Annotated in this window: 27 protein-coding genes; 8 read left to right on the forward strand and 19 right to left on the reverse strand. The window is 63.1% G+C overall.

Annotated features, from left to right (window positions below; genetic code table 11):
• Window positions 1–94 precede the first annotated feature (94 nt).
• Genes DDE20_RS01515 through ubiT form a run of 5 tightly spaced genes read right to left on the reverse strand, consistent with a single transcriptional unit; the run spans window position 95 to window position 4328 of the window.
• The gene (locus DDE20_RS01515; RefSeq protein ID WP_116556675.1) at window positions 95–1345 is read right to left on the reverse strand and encodes an NnrS family protein; all 1251 of its coding nucleotides are present in this window, start codon (window positions 1343–1345) and stop codon (window positions 95–97) included.
• Window positions 1311–1838 carry a DUF2478 domain-containing protein gene (locus tag DDE20_RS01520; RefSeq protein ID WP_116556676.1) on the reverse strand — a complete coding sequence of 176 codons (528 nt, stop codon included), beginning with the start codon at window positions 1836–1838 and terminating at the stop codon, window positions 1311–1313. The genes DDE20_RS01515 and DDE20_RS01520 overlap by 35 nt, the downstream gene beginning before the upstream one ends.
• A 36-nt stretch (window positions 1839–1874) precedes the next feature.
• Complete coding sequence (ubiV, locus tag DDE20_RS01525) at window positions 1875–2789, reverse strand: ubiquinone anaerobic biosynthesis protein UbiV (protein WP_116556677.1); 915 nt, start codon at window positions 2787–2789, stop codon at window positions 1875–1877.
• A gap of 2 nt (window positions 2790–2791) precedes the next feature.
• Entirely contained in the window at window positions 2792–3769 is a 978-nt protein-coding gene (ubiU, locus tag DDE20_RS01530; protein WP_116557212.1) for a ubiquinone anaerobic biosynthesis protein UbiU, read from the reverse strand.
• 16 nt (window positions 3770–3785) lie between these two features.
• Entirely contained in the window at window positions 3786–4328 is a 543-nt protein-coding gene (gene ubiT, locus DDE20_RS01535; protein ID WP_240607804.1) for a ubiquinone anaerobic biosynthesis accessory factor UbiT, read from the reverse strand.
• A 136-nt stretch (window positions 4329–4464) separates the two neighbouring features.
• Between ubiT and DDE20_RS01540 the strand changes: the two genes are divergently transcribed.
• The gene (locus tag DDE20_RS01540) at window positions 4465–5973 is read left to right on the forward strand and encodes a UbiD family decarboxylase (protein ID WP_116557214.1); all 1509 of its coding nucleotides are present in this window, start codon (window positions 4465–4467) and stop codon (window positions 5971–5973) included.
• A gap of 45 nt (window positions 5974–6018) precedes the next feature.
• Here the strand turns inward: DDE20_RS01540 and DDE20_RS01545 are convergent, their stop codons facing one another.
• The 5 genes from DDE20_RS01545 to DDE20_RS01565 all read right to left on the reverse strand — a co-directional run bounded on the left by DDE20_RS01545 (window position 6019) and on the right by DDE20_RS01565 (window position 9731).
• Window positions 6019–6555 (reverse strand): holin family protein, encoded by a 537-nt coding sequence (locus DDE20_RS01545; RefSeq protein ID WP_116556678.1) that lies wholly within the window; start codon window positions 6553–6555, stop codon window positions 6019–6021.
• Window positions 6546–7157, reverse strand: coding sequence for a holin-associated N-acetylmuramidase (locus tag DDE20_RS01550; RefSeq protein WP_116556679.1), 612 nt, complete (start codon window positions 7155–7157; stop codon window positions 6546–6548). Before DDE20_RS01550 ends, DDE20_RS01545 begins: the two co-directional genes overlap by 10 nt.
• Before the next feature lie 53 nt (window positions 7158–7210).
• Complete coding sequence (gene ccmE, locus DDE20_RS01555; RefSeq protein ID WP_116557215.1) at window positions 7211–7702, reverse strand: cytochrome c maturation protein CcmE; 492 nt, start codon at window positions 7700–7702, stop codon at window positions 7211–7213.
• 64 nt (window positions 7703–7766) lie between these two features.
• Window positions 7767–8795 carry an N-acetyl-gamma-glutamyl-phosphate reductase gene (gene argC, locus DDE20_RS01560; RefSeq protein WP_116556680.1) on the reverse strand — a complete coding sequence of 343 codons (1029 nt, stop codon included), beginning with the start codon at window positions 8793–8795 and terminating at the stop codon, window positions 7767–7769.
• Window positions 8796–8915: 120 nt separating this feature from the next.
• Window positions 8916–9731: a glutamate racemase gene (locus DDE20_RS01565; RefSeq protein ID WP_116556681.1), complete on the reverse strand. Its 816-nt coding sequence runs from the start codon at window positions 9729–9731 to the stop codon at window positions 8916–8918.
• 206 nt (window positions 9732–9937) lie between these two features.
• On the opposite strand from DDE20_RS01565, the gene DDE20_RS01570 reads away from it, so the two are divergent.
• The 5 genes from DDE20_RS01570 (at window position 9938) to grxD (ending at window position 14955) form a co-directional block, all read left to right on the forward strand.
• Window positions 9938–10846, forward strand: coding sequence for a LysR family transcriptional regulator (locus tag DDE20_RS01570; protein WP_116556682.1), 909 nt, complete (start codon window positions 9938–9940; stop codon window positions 10844–10846).
• Between the two features lie 423 nt (window positions 10847–11269).
• Window positions 11270–13444 carry a phosphoribosylformylglycinamidine synthase subunit PurL gene (purL, locus tag DDE20_RS01575; protein WP_116556683.1) on the forward strand — a complete coding sequence of 725 codons (2175 nt, stop codon included), beginning with the start codon at window positions 11270–11272 and terminating at the stop codon, window positions 13442–13444.
• 108 nt (window positions 13445–13552) lie between these two features.
• Window positions 13553–14062: a hypothetical protein gene (locus DDE20_RS01580; protein WP_116556684.1), complete on the forward strand. Its 510-nt coding sequence runs from the start codon at window positions 13553–13555 to the stop codon at window positions 14060–14062.
• Between the two features lie 67 nt (window positions 14063–14129).
• A complete protein-coding gene (locus tag DDE20_RS01585) occupies window positions 14130–14372 on the forward strand; it encodes a BolA/IbaG family iron-sulfur metabolism protein (protein ID WP_116556685.1) in 243 nt (80 codons plus the stop codon).
• A 223-nt stretch (window positions 14373–14595) separates the two neighbouring features.
• The gene (gene grxD / locus DDE20_RS01590; RefSeq protein WP_116556686.1) at window positions 14596–14955 is read left to right on the forward strand and encodes a Grx4 family monothiol glutaredoxin; all 360 of its coding nucleotides are present in this window, start codon (window positions 14596–14598) and stop codon (window positions 14953–14955) included.
• A 280-nt stretch (window positions 14956–15235) separates the two neighbouring features.
• Here the strand turns inward: grxD and DDE20_RS01595 are convergent, their stop codons facing one another.
• Together DDE20_RS01595 and DDE20_RS01600 are read right to left on the reverse strand one after the other, a co-directional pair.
• Window positions 15236–15616 carry a cell division protein ZapA gene (locus DDE20_RS01595; RefSeq protein WP_116556687.1) on the reverse strand — a complete coding sequence of 127 codons (381 nt, stop codon included), beginning with the start codon at window positions 15614–15616 and terminating at the stop codon, window positions 15236–15238.
• Window positions 15617–15630: 14 nt separating this feature from the next.
• Window positions 15631–16164, reverse strand: coding sequence for a hypothetical protein (locus DDE20_RS01600; RefSeq protein WP_116556688.1), 534 nt, complete (start codon window positions 16162–16164; stop codon window positions 15631–15633).
• 184 nt (window positions 16165–16348) lie between these two features.
• Here DDE20_RS01600 and tkt point away from each other — a divergent pair, with 184 nt between their 5' ends.
• Window positions 16349–18361: a transketolase gene (gene tkt, locus DDE20_RS01605; protein ID WP_116556689.1), complete on the forward strand. Its 2013-nt coding sequence runs from the start codon at window positions 16349–16351 to the stop codon at window positions 18359–18361.
• A gap of 256 nt (window positions 18362–18617) precedes the next feature.
• On the opposite strand, the gene DDE20_RS01610 is transcribed toward tkt, so the two are convergent.
• The 3 genes from DDE20_RS01610 to DDE20_RS01620 all read right to left on the reverse strand — a co-directional run bounded on the left by DDE20_RS01610 (window position 18618) and on the right by DDE20_RS01620 (window position 21903).
• The gene (locus DDE20_RS01610) at window positions 18618–19688 is read right to left on the reverse strand and encodes a hypothetical protein (protein ID WP_116556690.1); all 1071 of its coding nucleotides are present in this window, start codon (window positions 19686–19688) and stop codon (window positions 18618–18620) included.
• Between the two features lie 75 nt (window positions 19689–19763).
• Window positions 19764–21170 carry a TolC family outer membrane protein gene (locus tag DDE20_RS01615; protein ID WP_116556691.1) on the reverse strand — a complete coding sequence of 469 codons (1407 nt, stop codon included), beginning with the start codon at window positions 21168–21170 and terminating at the stop codon, window positions 19764–19766.
• A gap of 79 nt (window positions 21171–21249) precedes the next feature.
• The gene (locus DDE20_RS01620) at window positions 21250–21903 is read right to left on the reverse strand and encodes a protein-L-isoaspartate O-methyltransferase family protein (protein ID WP_116556692.1); all 654 of its coding nucleotides are present in this window, start codon (window positions 21901–21903) and stop codon (window positions 21250–21252) included.
• Window positions 21904–22375: 472 nt separating this feature from the next.
• Between DDE20_RS01620 and mscL the strand changes: the two genes are divergently transcribed.
• Window positions 22376–22831 carry a large conductance mechanosensitive channel protein MscL gene (gene mscL, locus DDE20_RS01625; protein WP_116556693.1) on the forward strand — a complete coding sequence of 152 codons (456 nt, stop codon included), beginning with the start codon at window positions 22376–22378 and terminating at the stop codon, window positions 22829–22831.
• Window positions 22832–23147: 316 nt separating this feature from the next.
• On the opposite strand, the gene DDE20_RS01630 is transcribed toward mscL, so the two are convergent.
• The 4 genes from DDE20_RS01630 to DDE20_RS01645 all read right to left on the reverse strand — a co-directional run bounded on the left by DDE20_RS01630 (window position 23148) and on the right by DDE20_RS01645 (window position 24781).
• Window positions 23148–23495 carry a hypothetical protein gene (locus tag DDE20_RS01630; protein WP_116556694.1) on the reverse strand — a complete coding sequence of 116 codons (348 nt, stop codon included), beginning with the start codon at window positions 23493–23495 and terminating at the stop codon, window positions 23148–23150.
• Between the two features lie 90 nt (window positions 23496–23585).
• Window positions 23586–24011 (reverse strand): Na+/H+ antiporter subunit G, encoded by a 426-nt coding sequence (locus DDE20_RS01635; protein WP_116556695.1) that lies wholly within the window; start codon window positions 24009–24011, stop codon window positions 23586–23588.
• A gap of 12 nt (window positions 24012–24023) precedes the next feature.
• Window positions 24024–24293: a K+/H+ antiporter subunit F gene (locus DDE20_RS01640; RefSeq protein WP_116556696.1), complete on the reverse strand. Its 270-nt coding sequence runs from the start codon at window positions 24291–24293 to the stop codon at window positions 24024–24026.
• Window positions 24290–24781 carry a Na+/H+ antiporter subunit E gene (locus DDE20_RS01645; RefSeq protein ID WP_116556697.1) on the reverse strand — a complete coding sequence of 164 codons (492 nt, stop codon included), beginning with the start codon at window positions 24779–24781 and terminating at the stop codon, window positions 24290–24292. The genes DDE20_RS01640 and DDE20_RS01645 overlap by 4 nt, the downstream gene beginning before the upstream one ends.
• Window position 24782: the final 1 nt, after the last annotated feature.

Below are 24782 nucleotides of genomic sequence, written 5' to 3' on the forward strand. Positions count from 1 at the left end.
GTTCGCAGGTTTGGGCGCTGGGTTCGGTTGCGCAGAGGATAGAGCAGCGGCGCAGCGCGGTCGACTGCGGCCAATGGTAACAGCGGCGCGGGCGCTAGCTGCGGCGTTTGCGTTTGTGGGTGAGGATCGGCCAGTAATGCAGCGCGAAACCGGCGAAAGCGGCGATCCACAGCGCGCCAGAGAGATGCGTGAACCAGAGGGGTGCGGCGCTATAGCCCGCGGTGAATCGCATGGCGGCGGCGCTCAGGATCATCAGGTAAATCACCCGCAGCGCACCGCTCGCCACCTGCGGTCGCCCCGCATGGGCAAGGCTCGCGCGCGACATCACCGCCAGTGGCATCACGCCGACCGCGCCAATCATCCAGATATGCTGCGCGGCGATTTCGGGGATCAAACCGGGCGCGAGACTTGCACCGCCGGTCAGCAAAAACCCAAGCGGGATAAAGAGATAGCCGATGTGCAAGATCCAAACCAAGGGCTCGGCCGCGGTCTTTTGGCCGGACCAGCGCGCCAGCCGGATCAGATGTGCGGCCCCCGCTGCGAGGCAGAGCGCGGCGGTCACCGCATGCTCGGGCCGCGCGACATAGGCGAAGAGCGCCAGCGCGCCGAGGCTCAGGGCCAGCCGGTCGAGCGGGCCGAAGGGGTGCGGCAAGCCGCTGCGCTTTTGCTTGACCAGATAGTTGCGGGTGAAACTGGGCACCACGCGCCCGCCGATCAGCGTGACAAACCCCACCGCCACCGCCAGCCCAAGCCGGAATCCGGCGCCCCCCGCCGCGTAGTCACCGTGCAGCACCTGCCAATGAAACAGCCCATTCGCGGTGAGAAAGCCGAGAAACAGCGCCAGAACCGGCAGGTTGCGCCAGTTTTTCCCCGCCACAATCTCGCGCAGCATGGCCAGCGCTAGCAAGAGCGGAAACAGCAGATCGGCGGCAACTATCGTCAGAGGCGGCGCGGGGCTGAGCAGCGCCACGCGTCCCAGCGCCCAAGTCGCGGCCAGCACGGCGACCGGCCAGCCGAGGATCGGGAAACGGCCGGTCCAATTGGGAATCGCGGTTAACAGAAACCCGCCGAGAAACGCGCCCAATGCCCCGAACAGCATTTCATGCGCGTGCCACGAGACGGGGTCCATCGGGGTGGGCAGGGTGATCCCTCCGGCGAGGCTGAAGATCCAGAGCACCATGGTTAATGCCGACCAGATCGCGCCGAACAGAAAGAACGGTCGGTAGCCGTAAGTCAGCAGTCCCGGCCCCGCCCATGCCCGCACGCGAGAGGTGGAGCGGCCGGGCGCATGCGCCGCCGCGGCGGAAGGGCTAGGTTTGGAGGGGCTGGTGTTCGGATCTCGCATTTGACCACCATCTGTGGAGATGCACGAGATCGGCGTCAAGCGCCTCCGCCTGCCCGCCTGCGAAGCTGATCAAACCCGCCTCACTGGCGCTGCTGACCCCAACCAGCACCGGCACGCCGTATTCGATCGCGGTGGCGATGGCGGCGCAGAACCCGCGCCCGAGGCGTTCTTCGGGTCCGAATTTATTAAGCACAAACAATTCGCTACCGGCGATCGCACCGGCTTCCACCAAAGCGACGACCTGCGTCAAAGCGTCAGCATCCAGACGGCAAGCATCCGAGCCCGTGCCCAGATCTTGGGTGATCTTGATCACCGGCCCCTGCGGCAGCACCCGCAGCTTCATGTCGCAGCCATTGGCGTGACTCGGGGCGTAATTATGATCCTTAATGACGCCCGCAACCTGCCGCCCTGCGGCCTGTAACTGCGCAACCAATGCGGCCAGCAGATCATCGCTTGCGCCGCTTTTCTGCGTTTTTATATAGGCGATTTTCATCTCGGCTCCCTTCTAAATTACCGTTAATGCGCACCCTCAAACCGTGGTTTTGGCCGGTGCAGACCCCGACCATGCGACCCCGCTTTCGCCGGTCAGAAACCCGTCGCTCAGCCGCACTTCAGGGGCCAAGTCGCGCGCAGCCGCCGCGATTCCCCCTTCGGGTAGACGTCCGTCCAAACGGTCGCGATAGGCTTGGCAAATGGTTAAGAACCCCTGTGATTGCGGCGAGAGGCGCAGCGCCGAAACACCGGCCTCGGCGAGCAGTTCAATCTGGTGATCGGTGCAGGCATAGCTGTCGGATAGGGTTTGAACGCCGTTCATCGCCATGAAGGGCTGATGGTTAATCGTGCGCACCTCCAGCCCGTCGGGATCATCCTCGCAGGCGAATTGGCAATTGTCCTTGCTGCGGTTGTGCAGTCGCGCGTGATAGCAGCGGCCCGAGATCGCCAACGGCAGGCGGCCATGGCCCCAAACCTCTATGGCGACGCCCAGATCGGCAGCGGCGCGGGCCAAGGTGGCGACCGAGGCGAGCGGCAGTTCCGGCGGCAGGCAGACACGGGTCGCGCCCAGCCCAGCCAACCACGCCAGAGTGCCCTCATTATAGACGTTGATCAGCGGGCCGACCCAGAAGGGCGCGCCTTTGGGGAGATGCGGCAAAACGCTCAGGTCGTTAACCTCGATGCACAGGCCCATTTCCGCCAGCGCCGCGGTCTGTTTGCGCTCACGCTTCAGCGTCACCAAGGCCAGAGAGGTCAGCGCGACCTCTTTGCCCGCCTCCAGCAACATGGTGACGGCATCGGGAATGCGGTCTTGGAAAAACGGCAAGCGTTTGGAGCAGATCAACTCGCCCAAGACCACACGCTCAACGGGTGCGCTGGCCAAATCTTGGTAAAATGCGCTCCATTTTTCGGCGGACCAAAAGAACTGGTTCGGCCCAATCGTCAGCTCCATCATTATCTCCAGGTTTTCCGATAGGCGCCGGTGGTCATCGCTTGCCCCTCGGACAGCCGTGTCAGCATGCCCTTTGGCATCGGGCGGCCCTCGGCGAGCGCGTCAACAGCGGCGCGAAAATTGCCAACCACTTGAGCGACATAGGATTTCGAGCGTTGTCGCCCTTCGATCTTGAGCGCTGTAACACCGGCTTTAAGCAGTTGCGGGATCAGCGCTTCGGCGTTCAGGCTGACCGGATCCTCGAACAAATGGCCGGTTTTCTCGCCCGCAGAAAAGCAGCCTTTGCAGAGTGTGGGATAGGGGGCGGGGGCGTTTTTGGCGGTGCGGTGGATGGTGTAGCCGCCCAATCGCGCGTCTAAAACGCCGCCATCGTCATGGTAATCGACATGGCTGGCGGGCGAGCAGACGCCGTTCATATTGGGGGATAATCCGGTCGCATAAGAGGACAATGAACAGCGGCCTTCGGCCATCACACAAAGCCCGCCAAAGACGAAAACCTCGGTTTCGACCCCGGTTTCGGCATTGATCGCGGCGATCTCGGGGACCGAGAGCACGCGCGGCAGAACCACGCGTTTCACACCGAAAACTTCGGCGTAATAGTTAATGATATCGGCGTTCGCAGCGGCGGCCTGCACCGAGAGATGCAGGCGCAAATCCGGATGCATGCGGGCGGCGTGGGCCAGCAATCCGGCGTCAGCGAGGATCACCGCATCGGCGCCCGCGTGATGTGCGTCGGCAATCGCGCGGTGCCAGAGCGTTTGCTCGCCCGCGCGCGGGAATGTGTTGATCGCGACCAGCACTTTCGCGCCATGTGCATGGGCAAAAGCGATGCCCGCGCGCATCTCGGAGCGGTCGAAGTTCAGCCCCGGGAAATTGCGCGCATTGGTTTCATCGTTAAAGCCGCAATAAACCGTATGCGCACCCGCTTTGACGGCGGCGCGCAGGGCGGCGGGGGTGCCTGCGGGGCAGACGATTTCCATCACCATGCGCGGGCCCTCACCATGCCGGAGCATCATCGGGGCGGGTCAGGAACACGCCGCTATGCTGTTCAATCCGCGCGATAATTTTGCGCAGGGGGCGCGCGAAAGGGCCGGAGATCGCGGCGATTTCCTGCGCTAGATTGAGTTCGGCATCATCGACCGCGTTGCGCAGCGCCAAGGCCGCGCCGGTGTCGCCCGCAATGACCAGATCGCGGGAGAAAAACAGCGCGTCACCGTCGTATGCGCCGTGCACCAAGCCCAATAATGCCGCCAGCGGGCCGGAAATCCGCGCGTCATGGGGCGTGGTTTGGCGCAGCACTTGCACGCGGGGGCGCCCGCCCTTGGGATCAAGACAGAGCACGATCGGCAGGTCGGTCGGATCGAGGATAAACCGCCGGTCACCATAGACCCCAAGCCGTCGGAACAACCCGGGGTGATGCTTGGCGATGCGGCGGGAATAGGCGGTGAGCGAGAGCGAGAGCGGCGCCAGCGGCAGGACGCGCAGAAGCTGGGCCAGCGCGCGCGGGCAGGTCGGAATTGGGGTGGAGGGCTGGGACACGCAAAACTCCTTTCAATGAAAGGTCCACATTCCTGCCCCTCTTAGGACGTGGGGGGCGGTAAGAAATTGACCATGGTCAATTTTCGCCGGAAATCTTCATGCTATGGGCGGCAAACGCTATTTCGGAGCCAGTCCCATCCGCACCCTGCCCCCCTTTCCCAGTCTGCGCCACTTTCTTAGCTGGAGCGCGGAAACCCAGCAATTTCAACGCATTGCAGATCCTGTCGCGCTGCGTCACCAGATGACGGCGGTGCACCGGAAGGTGCTGGAGGCAGCGGGGCCGGTGTTGCAATTCGACGCGCCGGTTCTGGCCTCGGGCGCGCTGTCGAAACTGCCGGTCGTGGTTAATCTATTCGGCACCACAGCAAGGGTCGCGGCGGGGTTGGGGGTAGAGGAAGCGGGGCTTGATGATCTCGGCGCGTTTCTGGCGGCGCTCAGATCCCCTGCCCCGCCGGACGGTTTGCGCGATGCTTTGTCGCGCTGGCCGATGCTGAAAGCGGCGCTGGCCACGCGGGTGAAATTGGTCAATTCCGCGCCGGTGCAGCAGGTGGTACATGCGGGCGATCAGGTGGATTTACATACTCTGCCGGTGCAGACCCATTGGCCGGGGGATGCGGCGCCGCTGATCACCTGGCCGGTTGTAATCACACGGCCATATCAAAGTGAGGCGAGCGCGGTTAATGCATATAATGCAGGGGTTTACCGTGCGCAGGTGTTGGGGAAATCGCGGTTGATCATGCGCTGGTTGCCGCATCGTGGCGGGGCGGCGCATCACCGGACATGGGCGGCGCAGGGGCAGAAAACGCCGGTGGCGGTGGTCTTGGGGGCCGATCCCGCGACGCTATTGTCTGCGGCATTGCCACTGCCGGAAACGGTGTCGGAATTAACCTTTGCCGGGGCTTTGGGCGGCGCACGCCCGCGCATGGTTGCCGCCAAAACCGTGCCGCTGATGGTGCCTGCGGATGCGGAAATTGTGCTCGAGGGTTGGGTCTCGCCGACCGAGACCGCGCCCGAGGGGCCGTTTGGTGATCACACCGGCTATTACAACCGCGCCGAGCCGTTTCCGGTGATGCAGATCACCGCCGTGACCCACCGCGAAAACCCGCTTTATCTTTCGACCTATACCGGACGCCCACCCGATGAACCAGCGATCATTGGCGAGGTGTTCAATCGGCTGGCCCTGCCGACGATCCGCGCGCAGATCCCCGAGGTCCATGACCTCTGGCTGCCGCCCGCCGCCTGCTCGTATCGGATGGCGGTGATCAGCATCGACAAACGCTATCCGGGTCAGGCGCGGCGGGTGATGATGGCGCTTTGGGGGATGCTGCCGCAGTTCAGCTATACCAAGATGATTGTCGTGGTGGACCGCGATATCGACCCGCGCAATTGGGATGATATCGCTTGGGCGCTGGCCACGCGTATGGACCCTGCGCGCGATGTGATGGTGCTGGAGAACACGCCGATGGATTACCTTGATTTCGCCTCGCCGCTGGAGGGGTTGGCGGGGAAAATGGGGATCGATGCGACGACCAATATCGGCAGCGAGACGGGCCGGGAGTGGGGCGCGGTGATGCAGACCGCGCCCGAGGATCAGGCGTTCGCGGCCGAGTTGGTTAACCGGTTAATGCCGGAGTTGGGCGGCTGAGAGCATGGTTCAGGTGGTGAGACTGCGTTCTTTGCCCGCCTTTGGTTAAGGCCCATCGGGGGTGCGCATGGCGGGCGGTTGTGTCGCGCGCCAGTCGGCAAGGGCGGGGTTGGACGTCGGAGCGGGTGTTGCGGGAGCTGGCGTGGGGCGCGGCGCGGGGGGTGGCGTGACACCCCGATGCATACGCAGATGATGGGTCTCGCGGGCACCGAAATAGAACGCCACCACCGCGCCCAACAGCCACCATAAGGGCTCGGGGATTTCTGCGAGGCCCTGCATACGGTGGCCGAAGCCTGAGGGATCGGCCATTGCATAGATGAACAGCGCCAAAGTGCCGAGCGCCAGCATCGGGCGCGGTAAGCGGTTCAATGCATTGACAAAAGCGTCAAACCGCCCTGCCCGCGCGTATTGGAATTCGGCGGCATGGGCGGATTGAACGGCGGTGAAGGCGTCATGGCCCAACTCGAGTTGCCGCGTCGCATGGGGGCGCAGTGCGCCGATCACCTGCGTGGTGGCTGTGCCCAATTGCTCCACCCCGCCGCGCAGGAAAAGCGCGCGGAAAAACGATGTGATCACACCCATGCTGCGGTCCTTTCACGGTGTTCGGCCTCGCTGAGCCGGTAGCGCGCGCTGATGAACTCCTCGGCGCGGGTAATCCAGCCGCCTTTGCCGCCATCGCGGCGCTTGGCATAGCGGCGGCTGGCGGGGCGGCGGTCGGCGAGCGCGTAGTAGTATTCGCGCCGCGCAATGCCGTAGGCGTCGGCGATGTGATCAGGCGCGACCCGCACCGCTGCCGAGGCCGCGCGGCAGGTTTGTGGGCCGATCACCCCGTCGACATCGAGATCATAGCCCATGGCGATCAACAGCCGCTGCAGGATGCGCACCGCATTTGATCCGGCGTTGACATACATATCGAACACAGAGGGTTGAAGCACCTCGGGCAGACCGCCGATCCCGGGCCGCTTGTGGTAATGTTCGATAAAGATATCAATGGCTTGCACGCGGGTCAGCGCGCGCACATCCGCCGCGGTCACCGTGCCATCGCCGGTCAGGTCCAGCCCCAGCCGCCGCATGGTGTGGATGGTGACACCAAAGTTGGTCGCGCCGCCGGGGTCATGCGGATCGTCGACAAACCCGCCCTCGCGCGCCACGATCTCATCGGCCAATTGCCGCACATTTTGCATTCCGCCCTCCGCCCTTGGAACCTTAGGCGCAGAGTGGCGGTGGTTGGTTCAGATCAGGTGTCGCTGCCGGACGTTGCGTAGCCGCCGTGATAGACGCAATCATCGGGGGTGTCGCCCGCCGCATTGCCGCTGGCATCAATCGAATCCGAGACCTCGCGGGGCATATAGGTCTCGTCGTGTTTGGCGAGGATTTCAGAGGCAACAAACACCCCGTTAACCAACCGACCGGTGGCCACGGTGCCCTCGTTCTCGCCAAAGAGATCGGGCAGAATCCCCGCGTAGGTCACATCAACAGAATGGCAGAAGTCGGTGACACGAAAGGCAATTTCCTCACCCTGACCGCGTCGCAAGCTGCCCTCTTCGACCATGCCGCCAAGGCGGAACACCTCGGCTTCGGTCGGTGGTTCGGCGGCGACCTGACTGGGCGAGCGGAAGAAGTTGATCCCGTCGCGCATCGCATAGCCGATCAGACCGGTGGACAGCGACAAGGCCAGTGCAGCGACCACGATGATCTGGATGCGACGACGTTTCTTGAGGCTTTTCAGTCCGGCCATGTGACCTCTCCGAGGGTGTTGCAGCGGGGGGATCCCCCGCCGCTGTGGTGTTTGGTTAAGGGAAGACCGGCGCCAGCATCAGGCCCTCGGTCTCGTCAAGGCCCAGCATCAGATTGGCGTTTTGCACCGCCTGTCCCGAGGAGCCTTTGTTGAGGTTGTCGAGCGTCGCAATCACCGTCGCGCGGCCTGCCTTACGGTCGCCGATCACGCCGATATGGCAAAAGTTCGAGCCGGTGACATTGCCCATCGAGGGGGCCTCGCCAAAGGGTAGAACATTCAGGAAGGGCTCATCGGCGTAGCGTTTGGCAAGGGCGGCGTGAATGCCCTCGGCCTCGCCTTTGACGTAGCAGGTGGCGAGGATGCCGCGGTTGATCGGCACCAGATGCGGGGTGAACATGATCTCGAGTTTGCGGCCCGCGATCATGGTGAATTCCTGATCCAGCTCGCCCAGATGCCGGTGCTTGCCGCCAATGCTATAGCCCATCACGTCGGTGGAACGCTCGGCAAACAACATGTTTTCCTTGAGCGAGCGGCCAGCACCGGAGATGCCGTTTTTCAGGTCGCAGATGATGTCGTCAAAGTCGATGACCCCGGCTTTGATCAAGGGGCGCAGGGCGAATTGCACGGTGGCGGCGTTGCAGCCGGTGCCGGCGACGAGGCGCGCCTGCCGGATCGGCTCGCGGTAGAATTCGGTTAGACCGTAGACCGCTTCGGGCTGCATCTCGGGCGCCGCGTGATCAAGCCCATACCAGCGCTTGTAATCCTCGGTGCTGCGCAGCCGGAAATCAGCGCCCAGATCGACGACTTTCACCGACCGCGGCAGATCGCGCACAATCGCTTGGCTGAGCCCATGCGGCAGCGCGCAGAACACCAGTTCGATATCGCCGAAATCAATGTCTTCGATCTTGGTCAGCATCGGCAGGTCGAGATGGCGCAGATGCGGGAAGACCGCGCCCATCGCCTGACCGGCCTTGCGGTCGGCGGACAGCGCGGCAATCCGCAGGTTCGGGTGGGTGGCGATGATCCGCACGAGCTCGGCGCCGGTATAGCCGCTCGCGCCCAGAATAGCGACGTTATGTGTCATGAGATACTCCCATTGGGGGTGACATAAGTGGACTACGCGCGCCGGACAACGGGTGTAATTGCCGCAGCTGGCGGCGCGCGAAATATCTGTGCCGGTATGGGGGCCGGTTTCGCCTGCAAATCAGGCGGCTTGGAACGGAATGCGTCGTCGCAAAAACGTGGTGGCTTTATGGCCCACGGCATTGGGATCGCCGGTGGTCAGATAGCCGCCCTCGGTGCCCTCGCCCAGCATATGGGGATGGCGCGTGAGGTAATCGGCAAGACTGTCGGCAACGAGATCGGGCTGAGAGTAGACCTCGACATCTGCGCCAAGCGCGGCGCGAAACGCCTCTTCCATCAAGGGGTAATGGGTGCAGCCCAGAACCGCCGCCTCGGGTTTCGGCATCCGCCGGTGCAGCGCCTGCACATGGCTGTGGACCAGCGCCTCGGCAAGGATCATATCGCCGTCCTCGATCGCATCGACGACACCGCCGCAGGGCTGCGCCTCGACATCGACGCCAATCGCGCGAAAGGCCAATTCGCGCTGGAAGGCGCGGCTGGCGACGGTGGCGGGGGTGGCAAATAGCGCCACATGTTTGATCGCGACCTCGCGCGGCGGGCTGTTGTCGCCCCACTGACGCTCGGTCAGGGCCTCGATCAGCGGCACGAACACGCCGAGCACGCGCTTGCCCTCGGGGATCCAGCCGCTTTCCTGCATTCGACGCAAAGCTGCCGCCGAGGCGGTGTTACAGGCCAGAATGACCAGATCGCAGCCCGCGTCAAACAGCCGCTCGACACCGGCGCAGGTCAGCGCATAGATATCCTCGGCATCGCGCACACCGTAGGGCGCATGGGCATTATCGCCCAAATACACGAAAGGCACCTCGGGCAGCTTGCGCAGCAAGGCGTCAAGCACCGTCAGCCCCCCCAATCCTGAATCGAAAACGCCAACCGCCATGTTTTGCCTCTGATCCGCTTGCTGCCCGCGCCTTAGCTGCGCGGCTTTGTTGTCACATAAATCCTGCGCCGAGGGAAATCCATTCCGATTCTGCCCCTTGAAAGCTGCAAGAGTTCACTAAACTTTGCTTGGAGGACGGGCGCGGGTGCCTTACAAGACCCCAGATATAATATGCAGATTGATGATGCGAGGATCGAACAGACACCGTGACCGATTGGGACAAGCTTAGAATATTTCACGCGGTGGCGGATGCGGGCAGTCTGACACATGCCGGTGATGTCTTGGCCTTGAGCCAGTCTGCGGTCAGCCGCCAGATCCGCGGCCTTGAGGAATCGCTGGGAACGACGCTATTTCACCGCCATGCGCGCGGGTTGATCCTGACCGAACAGGGCGAGTTGCTGTTCGAGGCGACGCGCAAAATGTCGAAAAACCTGGAAACCGCCTCGGCGCGGATCCGGGACAGCGAAGAAGAGGTGTTTGGCGAATTGCGCGTGACCACCACCACCGGTTTCGGCACCCTTTGGCTGGCGCCGCGACTGCCCGCGCTTTATGAGCGATATCCCGATCTGAAAATCGACCTGATGCTCGAAGAGCGGGTGCTGGACCTGCCGATGCGCGAGGCCGATATCGCGATCCGGATGAAAGAGCCGAGTCAGGCCGATCTGATCCGCAAGCGGCTGATGGGCGTGCGTATGCGGCTTTATGCGGCGCCGGAATACCTGAAGGAAAATGGCACCCCCTCCTCGCTGGCCGATATCGCGAATTTCCGCCTGATCTCTCAGGCGGCGAATGCGCCGCAGGTCTCGGCGGGCGCGGCGCTGGTGCGCGAACTCAACAGTCTCTCGCCCTCGTCGTCGTTTACGATCAACAATTACTTTGGCGTGCTGCAGGCGGTGGTGAACAATCTCGGCATCGGTTTGCTGCCCGATTACCTGACCGAGGACTTCCCGAATCTTGTGCGTGTGCTACCAGATGTCGAAAGCGCCGAAGTGCCGGTCTATCTGGCCTACCCCGAGGAATTGCGCCAATCCAAGCGGATCATGGCATTTCGCGATTTTGTCATGGAGGGGATTATCGCCTATCGCCGCAACCGCAGCGCGAACGCGCTACAATAGGCGAAACCTTGCCGAAACGCGCCAATAGTGAGTTATGCGCGCAACGCATCTCGGGTATGTCACCTGCGCAGCCAAGATTTTCTTGAAAGATCGAAGTGGCTGATCTATCTAGAAGCCTAAGATACACGGCAATTGCCTGTATCTTAACCTCCCTGTTGGACTTATGGCCGAGCATCTGCTCGGCCTTTTTTTCGCATTATGCGATAGTGCCGGTCTGCGCCGGATTTCCGCGCGGCGGTCCACCTGCGTCAAAACCGCCCGCATACGTCCAAAATCAACGCGTGATCTACCTGCCGCGCGCGCGCGTGGCCTTGCTGCCCGCTGCTTTCCCCTAAGTCAGGGCTCGAGGTGACAGTGGGTCTTTCCCTTCGGCGCTTCAGCCTATATGACCGCCGCAACCTTGCTGCCCTTGGGAAAATCGACATGACAGACCCCGCTATCACCCCCGACCTGATCGCTGCACATGGGCTCAAGCCCGATGAATACGAGCGTATTCTTGAAATCATCGGTCGCGAGCCGAGCTTTACCGAACTTGGTATCTTCTCGGCGATGTGGAACGAGCATTGCTCGTATAAATCCTCGAAGAAATGGCTGCGCACCCTGCCGACCGAGGGCCCGCAGGTGATTTGCGGCCCCGGTGAGAATGCCGGTGTGATCGATATTGGCGAGGGGCCGGACGGCAAGAAGCTGGCGCTGATCTTCAAGATGGAGAGCCACAACCACCCCTCCTATATCGAGCCGCATCAGGGGGCTGCGACCGGCGTCGGCGGTATTCTGCGCGATGTTTTCACCATGGGCGCGCGGCCGATAGCGGCGATGAATGCGCTGTCGTTTGGCGAGACCAGCCACCCGAAAACCGCGCATCTGGTCAAGGGTGTGGTCGAGGGCATCGGCAGCTATGGCAACTGCTTTGGCGTGCCCAATGTCGGCGGCGAAGTGCGGTTTCACCCCGCCTATAACGGCAATTGCTTGGTCAACGCCTTTGCTGCCGGATTGGCCGAAGCGGACCAGATTTTCTATTCGGCGGCCTCGGGTGTCGGCATGCCGGTGGTGTATCTTGGTGCCAAAACCGGCCGCGACGGGGTTGGCGGCGCGACCATGGCCTCGGCGGAATTCGACGACACCATCGAGGACAAGCGCCCGACAGTGCAGGTCGGCGATCCGTTCACCGAAAAGCGCCTGATGGAGGCGACGCTGGAGCTGATGCAGACCGGCGCGGTGATCTCGATTCAGGATATGGGCGCGGCGGGTCTGACCTGTTCGGCGGTGGAAATGGGCGATAAGGGCGGTTTGGGCATCAAGCTGCAGCTTAACGATGTGCCGCAGCGCGAAGAGGCGATGACCGCCTATGAGATGATGCTCTCGGAGAGCCAAGAGCGCATGTTGATGGTGCTGCACCCGCATAAAGAGGCCGAGGCCCGCGCGGTGTTTGAAAAATGGGATCTGGATTTCGCCATTGTCGGCGAGACCATCCCGGAGGACCGCTTCCTGATCCTGCACGGCGAACAGGTGATGGCCGATCTGCCGCTCTCGGAACTCTCGTCGAGCGCACCGGAATACGACCGCCCGTGGATTGAAACCCCGCCCGCCGAAGAGATGGACGCGGTGCCGCAGGTTGATCCGGTGGATGCGCTGACGGCGCTGGTCTCGAGCCCGAATTACGCGCATAAAGCCTGGGTCTATGAGCAATACGACCATATGGTGATGGGCGACACGGTGCGCGCACCGGGTCTGGGCGCCGGTGTGGTGCGGATCCATGGCACCGATAAGGCGATTGCCTTCACCAGCGATGTAACCCCCCGTTATGTCAAGGCAAATCCGGTTGAGGGTGGCAAGCAGGCGGTCGCCGAAGCCTACCGCAACCTCTCGGCAGTGGGCGCGCGCCCCTTGGCCACCACCGACAATTTGAACTTCGGCAACCCCGAGAAACCCGAGATCATGGGCCAATTGGTCGGCGCGATCAAAGGCATCGGCGAAGCCTGTGCGGCGCTGGATATGCCGATCGTTTCGGGCAATGTCAGCCTTTATAACGAGACCGATGGCGAGGGTATTCTGCCGACGCCGACGATTGGCGCCGTGGGGCTGATTGAAAATCTGGACGAACTGATCGCCGGCCATCCCGCCGAGGGTGATTTCGCCCTGATGATTGGCGGCGACGGCAGCCATCTGGGCCAAAGCGCCCTGCTCGCCGAGGTGTTCAACCGCGAAGACGGCGACGCGCCCCATGTCGATCTGCAGGCCGAGCGCCGGCATGGGGAATTCCTGCGCGACAACCGTGAATGGATCGCCGCAGCGAGCGATCTCTCGGACGGCGGTCTGGCGCTGGCGGCGTTTGAAATGGCCGAGGCGGCGGGGCTGGGGATCACCCTCGATTCCGCAGACACCGCCTTTCTGTTCGGCGAGGATCAGGGCCGCTATCTGATCGCCTGCCGGTTCGATGCTGCCGAGGCGCTGATGGTCGCCGCCTCGAAAGCCGGTGTGCCACTGCAATCGGTGGGCCGTTTTGGCGGCACCACGGTCTCGATGGGCAGCAGCTCTGCGCCGCTGGACGGTTTGTCGCAGGCCTACCGCAGCAGCTTTGGCGCCGCCTTCGACTGAGCCCGCGCGCGACGGGGAAAACCCCCGCGATCCGCAGGCCTTTGAGCGCGGCGGATCGCGGGGATTCCCCACTTGCAGGGCGCTGTATCTCTGTGCACAACGGCGCGGATGACAGCGATTCCCGAGTTCAAATCCGATTGCTCCGCCTGCGCCGCCCTTTGCTGTATGGCGCTGGCATTTGATCGGGGCGAGGACTTTGCGCTCGACAAAGCGGCGCAGACCCCCTGCCCCAATCTGGACCGTCAATTCGCTTGCACGATCCACGAGACCCTTGAGAACAAAGGCTTTGGCGGCTGTGCCCGCTACGATTGCCTCGGTGCCGGACAGCGGGTGACGCAAGAGGTATTCGCCGGGCGCAACTGGCGTGAGCAGCCCGAGTTGCTGGCCCCGATGGCCACGGCCTTCAGGATCATGCGGCAGATCCACCGCGATCTGGAGCTACTGCTGGTCGCGCGGCGCCTGCCGCTTCCCGAGGCGCTGGCGCAAGAATGCGAGGCGCTGATCACCGCCTATCACCCGCCCGCGGGCTGGACGCCAGAGCTTCTGGCGGCGTTCCAGGACAGTGATCATATGCAGCGCACCAAAGCCTTCCTGCAGGCGTTGCGCGCCTATGTTTAGCCGCCAGCCACTTGCACGCAAGCGGCGCGGGTTCTACATCTGTGTTAACTTTATACGGAGACCCTGCATGGCCATCACCCTGACTGAACTTGAAACGCTGCTGAAGGATGCGTTTCCGCAGGCAAAGGTCACAATTACTGATCTTGCCGGAGACGGAAACCACTATGCGGCGGAGGTCATAGACGAAAGCTTCCGCGGCAAGAACCGCGTGCAACAGCAACGCGCGGTCTATGCCGCCCTGAAGGGCAAAATGGACGGCTCACAAGGCGAATTGCACGCTTTGGCGCTGACCACCGCGGCGCCCGACTAAACCGGATGCGCAAGCCATAGGCGGCGCAAGGGATCAACCCGCCTGTCTGCTAACGGATTGCGCGATCCAACCTTGTCTTGCGGCACCGCGAGGATTACCTCGCAAGTCACAAACTCCGGCAAGCCCGCTGTCAGCCCTTGCCGCCCCCCTTCCCAGACATTGGTCTGGCCCTTCGGAACCCAGGCGCACCAAGCCGGTCGCCGCTCAAACTGAAAGAGAATTCATGAGCGCTGAACAGCAGATCAAAGATACCGTCGACGCAAATTCGGTCGTATTGTTCATGAAAGGCACCAAAACCATGCCGCAGTGCGGGTTTTCCAGCCGCGTGGCCGGAGTGCTGAACTTCATGGGCGTCGAGTATATGGACGTCAATGTGCTGGCCGACGAAGCGGTGCGGCAGGGGATCAAGGATTTCTCGGACTGGCCGACGATCCCGCAGCTCTATGTCAAAGGCGAATTCGTCGGCGGCTGCGATATCATCACCGAGATGACGCTTTCGGGCGAGTTGGACCAGTTGTTCGAGACCAGCGGCGTGACCTATGACAAGGAAGCCGCCGAGAAAATCCGCGAAGCCAACGCCTGAGCGCGGGTTCGCGAGATGACAAAGGCCGCCTTCGGGCGGCCTTTTGCGTTTGGTGATACACCCCTCAATCGCGAATGCTCAAAAGCCAGTACTCGCCTTCTGTGCAGAGCGTAAAGGGTCGCGCCCGACCCTGGGTGGGCGCAGACATGTTGTAAACAGCGCGGTGCCCTCAAAAGCATCGATACCGGTTGCGCGGCGAATGGCATCGCCAATGCGCCCTCCCGGGGGGAGGGTCGGGCGCGGCCCGTGGTTCCCACGGGCCTAACGGATTAGCGACGCCTCAGCCGTGCTCTTCCAACTGATCCGCCAGCGATTCCGCCCGTGCGGCAAGTTCCGAGAGGCTCTCGATCGCCGCTTTCGGCACCGCCGGCACTTCGACCCTTTCGCGCGGGCTGGACTTGAGCCGCTCGATTTCGCCCTGCGCGGCGGCCAGTTCGGTTTCCAGCGCCCGCACGCGGTCCTCGGCACCGGCGGTTTTATCCGCCAGCATCAGCCCCGCCATCAACAGCATCCGCGATTCCGGCAGGCGCCCGATCTGCCCGATCAGGGTCCGCGCTTCGGTGTCGAGCATGGCGGCGGCGGCGCGCAGGTAATCCTCTTCGCCCGCCTGACAGGCGACCTCAAAGCTCTTGCCGCCGATTTCAATGGTTTCTTCGTGCATCCGTGCCCCCTGTGTTACTGCGCTTCGGCCGCAAGCAGCGGCTTCAATTCGGCAAGGATTTCTTCCATCTCGGCCATCTCGGCGCGGCGTTCGGCCTGCAGCGCCTCAAGTTCCGCCGAGATCGACTTGTTGATCAATGTCGCATCCGGAAACGCCTCGATCTGCGCCTCGCGCAGCCCCGAGTTTGCCGTCATCAGCTTGGCATTGGCCTTTTTGAGCCGCAGCATCTCGAGGCTTTGCAGGTCCAGCTGTTCGGTCAGCCGCGCCAGACGCCGCTCAAGCTGGGCGATGGTGGTTTCCTGCCGCTGTTTGACCTGATGCACCCGCTCGCTGAGTTGCGCATTGGCCGAGCGTTCCTTTTCCAGCGCCTCGCGCAGACTGGCAATCGTCGCCGCCTGCTCGGGGTCCGGTGCCGCCTCTGGCTTTGCACCCAAGCCGAAAACCGCACCGCGCGCGGCACCGCCCACTGCCGGGCCTTTCTCAAGCTGGTAGGCAATCCTTTCCAACGCGTCCGATAGCCGACGTTCAACCGGGGCCAGATCGCTCATGCTTCTCTCCTCAAACGTGGCCCTGTCCCTGCCCCGAATCACTGATTCGCGCAAAGATGGCCATTTTTGGTAAGAATAGGGCGAAAACCCCAGCATTCCAACCGATCACACCCGTGCCGCGCTTGAACTCGCATCATAGCCTGATATGACCGCGCTAACCCAGCATCTATGAAGGACCGCAGCCATGGATATCGCTTCTCTTCAAGCCCAGCACCCCGAACACTGGCGCCTTGCCTGCGCAATCCGCGTTTTGGCGCTCGACGCCGTTGCCGCCGCCAACTCGGGCCACTCGGGCATGCCGATGGGCATGGCCGATGTCGCCACGGTGCTGTTTCAAAATCACCTGAAATTCGACGCCGCCGCCCCCGATTGGGAAGACCGCGACCGGTTCATTCTGTCGGCGGGTCACGGCTCGATGCTGATCTATGCGCTGCTGCATCTGACCGGCTATGAGGATATGACCCTCGAGCAGATCAAGAACTTCCGCCAGTGGGGCGCGATCACCGCCGGTCATCCGGAATACGGCCATGCCAAAGGTCTCGAGACCACCACCGGCCCCTTGGGTCAGGGGATCGCCAATGCGGTCGGTTTCGCCATGGCCGAAGAGCATCTGCGGGCGCGTTGGGGCGCCAAGATCCAGGATCACCACACCTATGTGATCGCCGGGGACGGCTGCCTGATGGAGGGCGTCAGCCAAGAGGCGATCGGCATTGCCGGACGTCATCAGTTGTCGAAACTGATCGTGCTTTGGGATGACAATGGCATCACCATTGACGGCAAGGTCGAGCTCTCGGATATCACCGACCAGCGCGCGCGTTTTGCCGCTTCGGGCTGGGATGTGTTTGACTGCGACGGCCATGATCCGGCGGATATCGACCGCGCGATCACTGCCGCCAAGGCCAGCAAGCGTCCGGCGATGATCGCCTGTAAAACCCATATCGCCTTGGGCTCTTCGGCGCAGGACACCTCCAAGGGCCACGGCGCGCTGACCGATGCGCAATTGATCGCCGACACCCGCGCGGTTTACGGCTGGGAGCATGGGCCCTTCGTGATCCCCGCCGATATCAAATCCGCCTGGGAAGCCATCGGCAGCCGCGGTGCAGAAGCCCGTGCCGCTTGGCAAGAGCGTCTCTCGGCGCTTTCGGCCACCAAACAGGCCGAGTTCGCCCGTATCTTCGCCCGCGATCTGCCCGCCCGCCTGCCCGCCGCGATCCGCAAGGTCAAAAAGACCGCCGTCGATGCGCCCAAGAAAATGGCCAGCCGCGCGGCCTCGGAAGTCGTGCTCAAGGCGATCAACCCGATTGTCAGCGACACCATGGGCGGCTCGGCGGATCTGACCGGCTCGAACAACACCAAGACCGATGATCTGGGCATGTTCGAGACCGACAACCGTGGCGGGCGTTATGTCTATTGGGGCATTCGCGAGCACGGCATGGCCTCGGCGATGAACGGTCTGGCGCTGCATGGCGGCATCCGCCCCTATAGCGGCACCTTCATGGCCTTCACCGATTACGCCCGCCCCGCGATGCGCCTGAGCGCGCTGATGGGTGTGCCGGTGGTCTATGTGATGACCCACGACTCGATTGGTCTGGGCGAAGACGGACCGACCCACCAGCCGGTCGAACATCTGGCGATCTCGCGCGCGACGCCGAACACGCTGGTTTTCCGCCCCGCCGATCTGGTCGAAACCGCCGAGGTCTGGGAGCTGGCGCTGCAGCAGAAAACCACGCCGTCGGTGATCTCGCTCAGCCGTCAGGGTCTGGCGCCGGTGCGCGGCACCCATACCTCGAAGAACCTCTCGGCGCAGGGCGGCTATGTGCTGGCCGATGCCGAGGGCAAGCGTCGGGTGATCCTGATTGCTACCGGTTCCGAGGTGGAGATCGCGCTCAAAGCCCGCGAGTTGCTGCAGGCCGAGGGCATTGGCACCCGCGTGGTTTCGCTGCCCTCGATGGAGTTGTTCAACGCCCAGCCCGAGAGCTACCGCAAGCGCGTGCTGCCCGCCGGTCCGGTACGGGTGGGCATTGAGGCCGGTGTTCGCGCCGGTGGCTGGGACCAGTATCTGCTCGGTGAGCGCGCGCGCAAATCGGCCTTCGTCGGCATGTCCAGCTTTGGCGCCTCGGCCCCTGCCGAGCGGCTCTATGAGGAATTCGGCATCACCGCCGAGAACGTGGTTGAGCAAGCCAAAACCCTGCTCTGATCACCGCCCCCAAAACAGCAAACGCCGCCCCTCATCGGGCGGCGTTTTGCATTGGGCAGGTTGGGTTGAATTGCAGCCATCAACCGGCGCGACAGCATTTGCGCCGCACTGTCTGCCGCACCGAATCCGGCAAATGCTCACGGAGCCACGCATTGAGCGCTGGCCTTCCCTGCCCATCTTTGTGCCTTAAATATCTTCCGGGGGTCCAAGGGGGTGGAAAACCCCCTTGCTTTCGCCCGATCAACCGGCGCAGGGCTTAGAGAAAATCGCGGCCCTCCAGGGCCTTGGCGATCTCGGCGCGCACCAGTTTGCGAATTTGCTGGGTGACGCGTTCGCCCAATTGCCCGTGCAATTCCTCGCGCACGATCTGTGCCACGACAACGCGCAGGGTGTCTTCGTCGATGATCGTGTCTCCGGGGTCATCCACAAAGGTATCGTCATCCGCGGCGGAGAATTCAGACTCTGCAGTCGAGGCTTGCGCCCCTGCAGTTGCGGTTGGGTCGGCGGCGGTTGCGTCGGTCTCCATCGGGGCTTCGGGCGCGACTTCGGGCTCAGACGGGTGGTCTAGTTCCGGCGCATTCTCGGGCCCGCGCGCCTGCGGAGCGGCAGCCTCGGCGCTGTGATGGGTGAAACTTGCCGCTGCCCCGTCTGTCGTGGTGCTGGCGTCACCAGTGGGCGCGTCTTCAGGTGCTTTTTGAGGTGCGGGGGTTTGATCCTCGGCCAGAGAGATCGGCGCGTTATTGCCGCGCGCGAAGGTCAGGCGGCCATAGAGGTCGGTGACATTCGAGGGGCGCGGCGCCTCGCCGGTTTCGGTGTCCGGCTCCCATGTCTCGCCACTGGCGGAGACGGCGGCTTCCAATTCGGCAATCGTCGCTTCGAGCATGCCGAAATCGGGCACGGGGAGGCCCGAGGCGCTGTCCTCACTGGTTGTGTCAGAGACTTCCCCCGCCTCATCGGCAGCTGCGGCCCCGGCCACAAAGTCAGGCGCGGGTGCTGCGTCGCCCAATTGCAGCGCGGGTTCAGAACTAGCGGACGGCGCGCCTCTGAGCATTGCGGCGGTGAACTCGGTTGCCGGTGTCGCCGGTGTAGACTGGGCTGACGGTGCCTCGGGCGCCGCGGGGCGCACGGGGTGGTCCGGCGCTTGCGGTGCTGCCACGTCACGCGGCTCAATGCTGTCGGTATTCGCTGCCGTGGCGGCGTTGATCCGCTGCGCTTCGGTCAGGATCAGGCGACCGGTCGCGGGCGGTTCGCTGCCCTCTTGTGCGACAAGCCGACGGATCGACGTCAGCACATCTTCGATTTCTCGATTGGTCATTGCGTCCGACATGCCCGAAGTCTCGCTCGAATTACCTGTGTTTTGCCGTCTAGGATACCCGCTGAAAGGTTACGAAACAACTCCCGATCAAGGGCTCGTGGTATGGCGCCCCATAATGCGGTCAAGCCGGATGCTTTGCTCGGAGGGGGTCGCGCGCGGCGAGCCACCGCGCAGGCCGGCGCCGTAAGCCTCGACATCATAGGTCGGGATGCCCAGACGCAGCGCCTCGACGGTCATTTGCCCCATCGAATTGAGCAGCGCATAGGCGGCGACCTGCACCGTGGTCGAAGCCTGTATCCGCGCCGAACGGGCATCAAGAAGCTCTTGCTCGGCGTTGAGCAGGTCGAGCGTGGTGCGTGAACCGAGTTCCACCTCGGCGCGCACCGCATCATAGGCCGATTGCGAGGCTTCGATCTGCAGGTCACCCGCCGCCAGAGTTGCCCGCGCCACCTGCAATTGCGACCAATTCGCTGCCACCGCCTGTTGCACAGTGGCCACCATCTGATGGAGCGCGGCGCGCTGCGCCTCGCCGCGGGCCACCGCCTGCCGCTCGGCCGAATTAAGCCGCCCGCCGTTATAGATCGGCACCGCATAGCGCATATTCGCCGACAGGCTGTCGGTGTCAGAGGAGCTGCCAATGATCGTGGATTGCGCCGTCAGCCCGCCGGTCACCGTGCCCATACGCTGGGTTCCGGCAATCTCGGTGGCGAGATCCGCGGCGGTCACCTGATGCTGAGCCTGAGTGATCGCGGGGTGAAAGCGCCGCGCGATATCCTGTGCCGCCGCCAATGAGGACGGCAGGGTCGGCAGGCGCGGCGGTTGCCGCAGGCTGCCCGGATAGCGCCCGACGACAAGGTTGAACTGCTCGCGCGCGACTGCAACATTGCCCTGTGCCGCCGCCAGTCCCGAGCGCGCCGCGGCCAGACGGGCCTGCGCAATCGCCACATCGGTGCGGGTCGAATCGCCCAGCTCGAACCGCTCGCGGGCGGCGCGCAATTGCTCTTCGATCACCGACACGCTGTTACGTTGCAACTCGACGGTCTGCATCTCGGAAAACAGCGACATATAGGCCTGCGCCGCGTCAAACAGCACGTTTTGCTCGACCGCGACCAGACCGGCACGGGCCGAGAGCACCTGCTCGCGGGTGGCCTCGACTGCCATCCGGCTCCGGCCGAAATCAAACAGGGTTGCGCTGACGGAAAGCGCGAAATTCATCGAATAGGTGGTGGAATAGCCGGTCGAAGTGCCCCGGTTCGCCATCGCCGTAGAGACGAATTCAACCACCGGTCCGAGCGCCGCGATCGCCTGCTGCACATCCTCATCGCTGGCCCGCAAGAGCGCGCGGTTCTGGTCCAGCAGATTGGAGTTCTGGTAGGCCGCAACCAGCGCGTCAGCCAGCGTCTCGGCCTGCGCCGAGAAAGCCGCCAGCCCCGACAGACCAACGCCAAGAACCGCCGCGCGGGCGACTGTTCGCATCCGAATCAGAAAGCCCATATCGTCTCCATATATCTAGTTTTGGCCAGCCAGCCCCGTGGCATGCCGAAAGCGTCTTTGGGTGCTGACGGCCAACCGCTCACAATGCGAATTCTCGGGTTGCCGCAAACCCGTCGAGCAGCGGCGCATTGGCGTTGAACATATCGCGCCAATGGATCGTGCCCTTGGTTTTGATACCCAGACGCACGACGCCCAGATTGCCCTCGAGGAACATGACCGCGGCGCGGCCCCCGTCCTTGAGTTGACCGGCGAGCGCCTCGGGGAAGACCTCGACACCGCCCTGCACGATGATCGCGTCATATGGGCCATGCGCGGCGGCGCCTTCATTGGCGGCCGAACGCTCGAGGATCACATTGCTGATGCTCTCGGCGTCAAGCGCGGATTCGGCGTCATCGGCCAGCGCGGCGACGGGTTCGACCGCCACCACCGCCTCGGCCATACGGGCGATCACAGCGCTGGAATAGCCGGTTGCTGCCGCCACATCGAGCACCATGTCGTCAAGGCGAATGTCCAGCATATCCAACATCTTGGCGAGGGTGCGCGGTTCCAGCAGCACACGTCCGCCGCCCAGTTGCAGGTTCTCGCCGACATAGGCGGCCTCGGTCAGCGAACCGGGCACGAAACGCTCACGCGGGATGGTCAACATAGCCTCGATGATCGGCAGTTTGGTGACATCCGAAGGACGCACTTGCGTGTCAACCATCATGGTGCGGCGAGCGGCGAAATCAGGCATCAAAGAGGCTCCGTCTGGATTTATCTCCCCCTCTTGCCACAGGCGCGGGGCGATTTGCAATGCTGCCCGAGGTCGCAGCAGCAGGTGAAGCGGTGCGCGGGCTTTCCGGTCACGCTTTGGGCAGTCGGGCCCGGATAGCTGCCCGCAAACTGAGCAAAACAGGGTGAAAAACCGGCAAGCTGGGCTCTCTGAGCTGCCCCTGCCCTACGGAAGGCCCCGGTCGTGCGGCGCGGAGTATAGGCGGCAATCGCTGACGAGACGAGGATTCGCTGCATTCCCTTACGACACCTGCGCGCGAAAGCCGGTGATAAAGCCTGCGATTACGAGTTTCATCTTGATTAACCCGCTGCACACAGGGCAAGAAAATAAGGTGCACCGCGGGCTCCGGCTCTGGCGTTACATGTAAAAACCGCCAGTCGGCATGGCGTTTCGCCGCACTGGCACGGGTAAACGGGACATAAGGACAGGCACTATGCTCAAAGATTTCAGAGACTTCATCGCGCGCGGCAATGTCATGGATATGGCGGTCGGGATTATCGTCGGCGCCGCTTTCACCGCGATTGTTAAATCCATGGTCGCCGATTTGATCAATCCGATCATCGGGCTGTTTACCGGCGGGGTGGATTTTACCGACCGTTTCATCGTGCTTTCGGGTGCGGTGCCGGTCAACACCAGCCTTGAGGTGGCGCGCGAATCCGGGGCCGCGATCTTTGCCTATGGGTCGTTCATCATGGCGGTGATCAACTTCCTGATCATCGCATGGGTGGTATTCATGCTGGTGCGCGGCGTGAACAAGGTTAAGGACGCGGCACAGCGTGAAGAAGAGGCGGCGCCCGAGGCTCCGGCAGAACCCGCGGGCCCGACGCAGGAAGAGCTGCTGGCCGAAATCCGCGACCTGCTGAAAACCCGCGACGCGCCGACGGCGTGAGGTTGGTGTAAAGCGCAGAGGGACGCGCCCGATCCTGGGTGGGCGCCGGGTCCGGCTGGGCAATGCGCGCGCTCACAAGCCTCGGGGTCGATTGAGCGATGGACGACATCGCCAAGGCGCCCTCCCCCCGGGAGGGCGCATGGCGATGCCAGTCGCGGCTCGCCTGACAAAACAGCTTTGTAGCGCTGCGCGTTGTGGATCGGGAGCATGCGCCCACCCAGGGTCGGGCGCGTCCCTTCGTGCCTAATTTTGCGCAAAGGTTTCAGCCGATAGCTTCTACGAGACTTGTCAGCCACCCACGGTTCAAAAGCCCGCTTCAGGCCGCAAACACCCCGCAGGACCGCCAATGCGCGTTGAGGTCAGCCACCGATACCGGCGCCTGCGTCATCGCTTGCAGGCCCAGAACCTCGGCCCCGAGCAAGGCCGAGACGCGCCAGGCGTCCACCGCGGCGGCATAGGCTTGATGGCCGGCGCCGAGCATGTCCTCGATCCCGCCAGCCGCAAGGGTGAACGGCAGGGCCAGCGCCAATCCGGGCAATTCAGGGGTCTCGGCCGCCAATTGCCCAGCGATCTCGGCGGCAAGCGCCCGCGCTGTGCCGCCCTCGACCAAAAGCCGCCGCACAACGACTTCGGTCAGAGCATCAATCTGATCCGCATCCCACACAAAGCTTTACCCTGTCGCCGCCCCCAACCCGGGCGACCGCGACAGTGTTACACGAAAACTTAGCTCGCGAAAACCATTTCGCGCCGGATCTCAACGCGGTGTCGCGGGGGCGGGCGCAGGCTCTTCGGGCTGGCGCGGGAAATCGCGCACCCCGCGCGCCGGGCCTGCGGCGGTATAGCTGGCCCAACCGCTGCCTTCGCCGGCCGAGGGCAGGTCCTTGGGGGTTTTGCGCAGATGCAGATGCACCTTGGCGATGAACAGCGCGGTGATCGGCGCGGTCAGCAGCAAGAACAGCGTGACCATCAGCTCATGCGCCGAGATCCGTCCAGTAGTGGCGTAGAAATAGACCATCGAGGCAATCAACACCCCGCCGACGCCCAGAGTCGTCGCCTTGGTCGGCGCGTGCAAACGGCTCATCGGATCGGGCAATTTGATCAACCCGTAAGAGCCGACAAAGCCGAACACCCCCGCAATCACCAAGAATACCGTCACCGTCAGTTCAACCCAGAATGGCATGGCGCGCCCCTTTCATTCGATGATATCGCCGCGCAGCAAAAAGCGGCAATAGGAGACCGTGGAGACAAAGCCGACGAGGGCAAAGAGCATCGAGACCTCGAAGAAGATCGTCGTGCCCAGAGTGATGCCAAGCAGGATCAACAGGGCGATGGCGTTGATCACCATCGTGTCGAGCGCCAGTATCCGGTCGCTGTGATCGGGGCCGGAAATCACCCGCCAGAGGTTCAGCAAAAGGCCAAGGCCAAAGGCGGATATCGCGAAGGTCAAAGCATAGGCGATCATTCGAAAATCTCCTTGAGGCGGCGCTCGTAGCGGGATTTGATCTCGGCGCTGACGCCCTCGGGGTCGGGCGCATGCAGGCAATGGACGAGGATCGCGCGGCCGTCTTCGGTCAGGTCGCAAGACACGGTGCCCGGCGTCAATGTGATAGTGCCCGCCAGCATGGTGATCGCCTCGGGGCTGCGGATGTCCAGAGGCACGGTGACCCAAGCCGGTTGCAATTGCGCGCGCGGTTTGAACAACACGATCAGCGCCACCTGAATATTGGCCACCACGATGTCATAAATCACGATCCCCGCATAGGCGAGCATCCCGCCGGGCCGCGAGAGCGTGGGCATATCCGGCCAATAGGGCTGGGTGAACACCGGGATCAGGATGCCGAGGATCGCGGCAAAGACTATCGAGTTGATCGACAGGGAATTGGCCAGCAGCAGCCAGACGATGAACAGCGTAAAGCTGAGCAGCGGATGGGGTAAAAAGCGCGCGCGCATG

It is taken from the genome of Pararhodobacter oceanensis (genome assembly GCF_003076755.1).
Taxonomy (GTDB): domain Bacteria; phylum Pseudomonadota; class Alphaproteobacteria; order Rhodobacterales; family Rhodobacteraceae; genus Pararhodobacter; species Pararhodobacter oceanensis.

Excerpts from the sequence above, each read along its gene's own strand:
- DDE20_RS01545 (WP_116556678.1), bottom strand. The coding sequence starts at position 6,555 with ATGGGTGTGATCACATCGTTTTTCCGCGCGCTTTTCCTGCGCGGCGGG.
- DDE20_RS01550 (WP_116556679.1), bottom strand. The coding sequence starts at position 7,157 with ATGCAAAATGTGCGGCAATTGGCCGATGAGATCGTGGCGCGCGAGGGC.
- tkt (WP_116556689.1), top strand. The coding sequence starts at position 16,349 with ATGGATATCGCTTCTCTTCAAGCCCAGCACCCCGAACACTGGCGCCTT.
- DDE20_RS01520 (WP_116556676.1), bottom strand. The coding sequence starts at position 1,838 with ATGAAAATCGCCTATATAAAAACGCAGAAAAGCGGCGCAAGCGATGAT.
- DDE20_RS01615 (WP_116556691.1), bottom strand. The coding sequence starts at position 21,170 with ATGGGCTTTCTGATTCGGATGCGAACAGTCGCCCGCGCGGCGGTTCTT.
- DDE20_RS01635 (WP_116556695.1), bottom strand. The coding sequence starts at position 24,011 with ATGCCATTCTGGGTTGAACTGACGGTGACGGTATTCTTGGTGATTGCG.
- DDE20_RS01640 (WP_116556696.1), bottom strand. The coding sequence starts at position 24,293 with ATGATCGCCTATGCTTTGACCTTCGCGATATCCGCCTTTGGCCTTGGC.
- DDE20_RS01600 (WP_116556688.1), bottom strand. The coding sequence starts at position 16,164 with ATGAGCGATCTGGCCCCGGTTGAACGTCGGCTATCGGACGCGTTGGAA.
- DDE20_RS01645 (WP_116556697.1), bottom strand. The coding sequence starts at position 24,781 with ATGCGCGCGCGCTTTTTACCCCATCCGCTGCTCAGCTTTACGCTGTTC.
- DDE20_RS01580 (WP_116556684.1), top strand. The coding sequence starts at position 13,553 with ATGACAGCGATTCCCGAGTTCAAATCCGATTGCTCCGCCTGCGCCGCC.
- ubiV (WP_116556677.1), bottom strand. The coding sequence starts at position 2,789 with ATGGAGCTGACGATTGGGCCGAACCAGTTCTTTTGGTCCGCCGAAAAA.
- DDE20_RS01515 (WP_116556675.1), bottom strand. The coding sequence starts at position 1,345 with ATGCGAGATCCGAACACCAGCCCCTCCAAACCTAGCCCTTCCGCCGCG.
- DDE20_RS01620 (WP_116556692.1), bottom strand. The coding sequence starts at position 21,903 with ATGCCTGATTTCGCCGCTCGCCGCACCATGATGGTTGACACGCAAGTG.
- ubiU (WP_116557212.1), bottom strand. The coding sequence starts at position 3,769 with ATGGAAATCGTCTGCCCCGCAGGCACCCCCGCCGCCCTGCGCGCCGCC.
- grxD (WP_116556686.1), top strand. The coding sequence starts at position 14,596 with ATGAGCGCTGAACAGCAGATCAAAGATACCGTCGACGCAAATTCGGTC.
- DDE20_RS01610 (WP_116556690.1), bottom strand. The coding sequence starts at position 19,688 with ATGTCGGACGCAATGACCAATCGAGAAATCGAAGATGTGCTGACGTCG.
- DDE20_RS01565 (WP_116556681.1), bottom strand. The coding sequence starts at position 9,731 with ATGGCGGTTGGCGTTTTCGATTCAGGATTGGGGGGGCTGACGGTGCTT.
- DDE20_RS01585 (WP_116556685.1), top strand. The coding sequence starts at position 14,130 with ATGGCCATCACCCTGACTGAACTTGAAACGCTGCTGAAGGATGCGTTT.
- DDE20_RS01595 (WP_116556687.1), bottom strand. The coding sequence starts at position 15,616 with ATGCACGAAGAAACCATTGAAATCGGCGGCAAGAGCTTTGAGGTCGCC.
- mscL (WP_116556693.1), top strand. The coding sequence starts at position 22,376 with ATGCTCAAAGATTTCAGAGACTTCATCGCGCGCGGCAATGTCATGGAT.
- purL (WP_116556683.1), top strand. The coding sequence starts at position 11,270 with ATGACAGACCCCGCTATCACCCCCGACCTGATCGCTGCACATGGGCTC.
- argC (WP_116556680.1), bottom strand. The coding sequence starts at position 8,795 with ATGACACATAACGTCGCTATTCTGGGCGCGAGCGGCTATACCGGCGCC.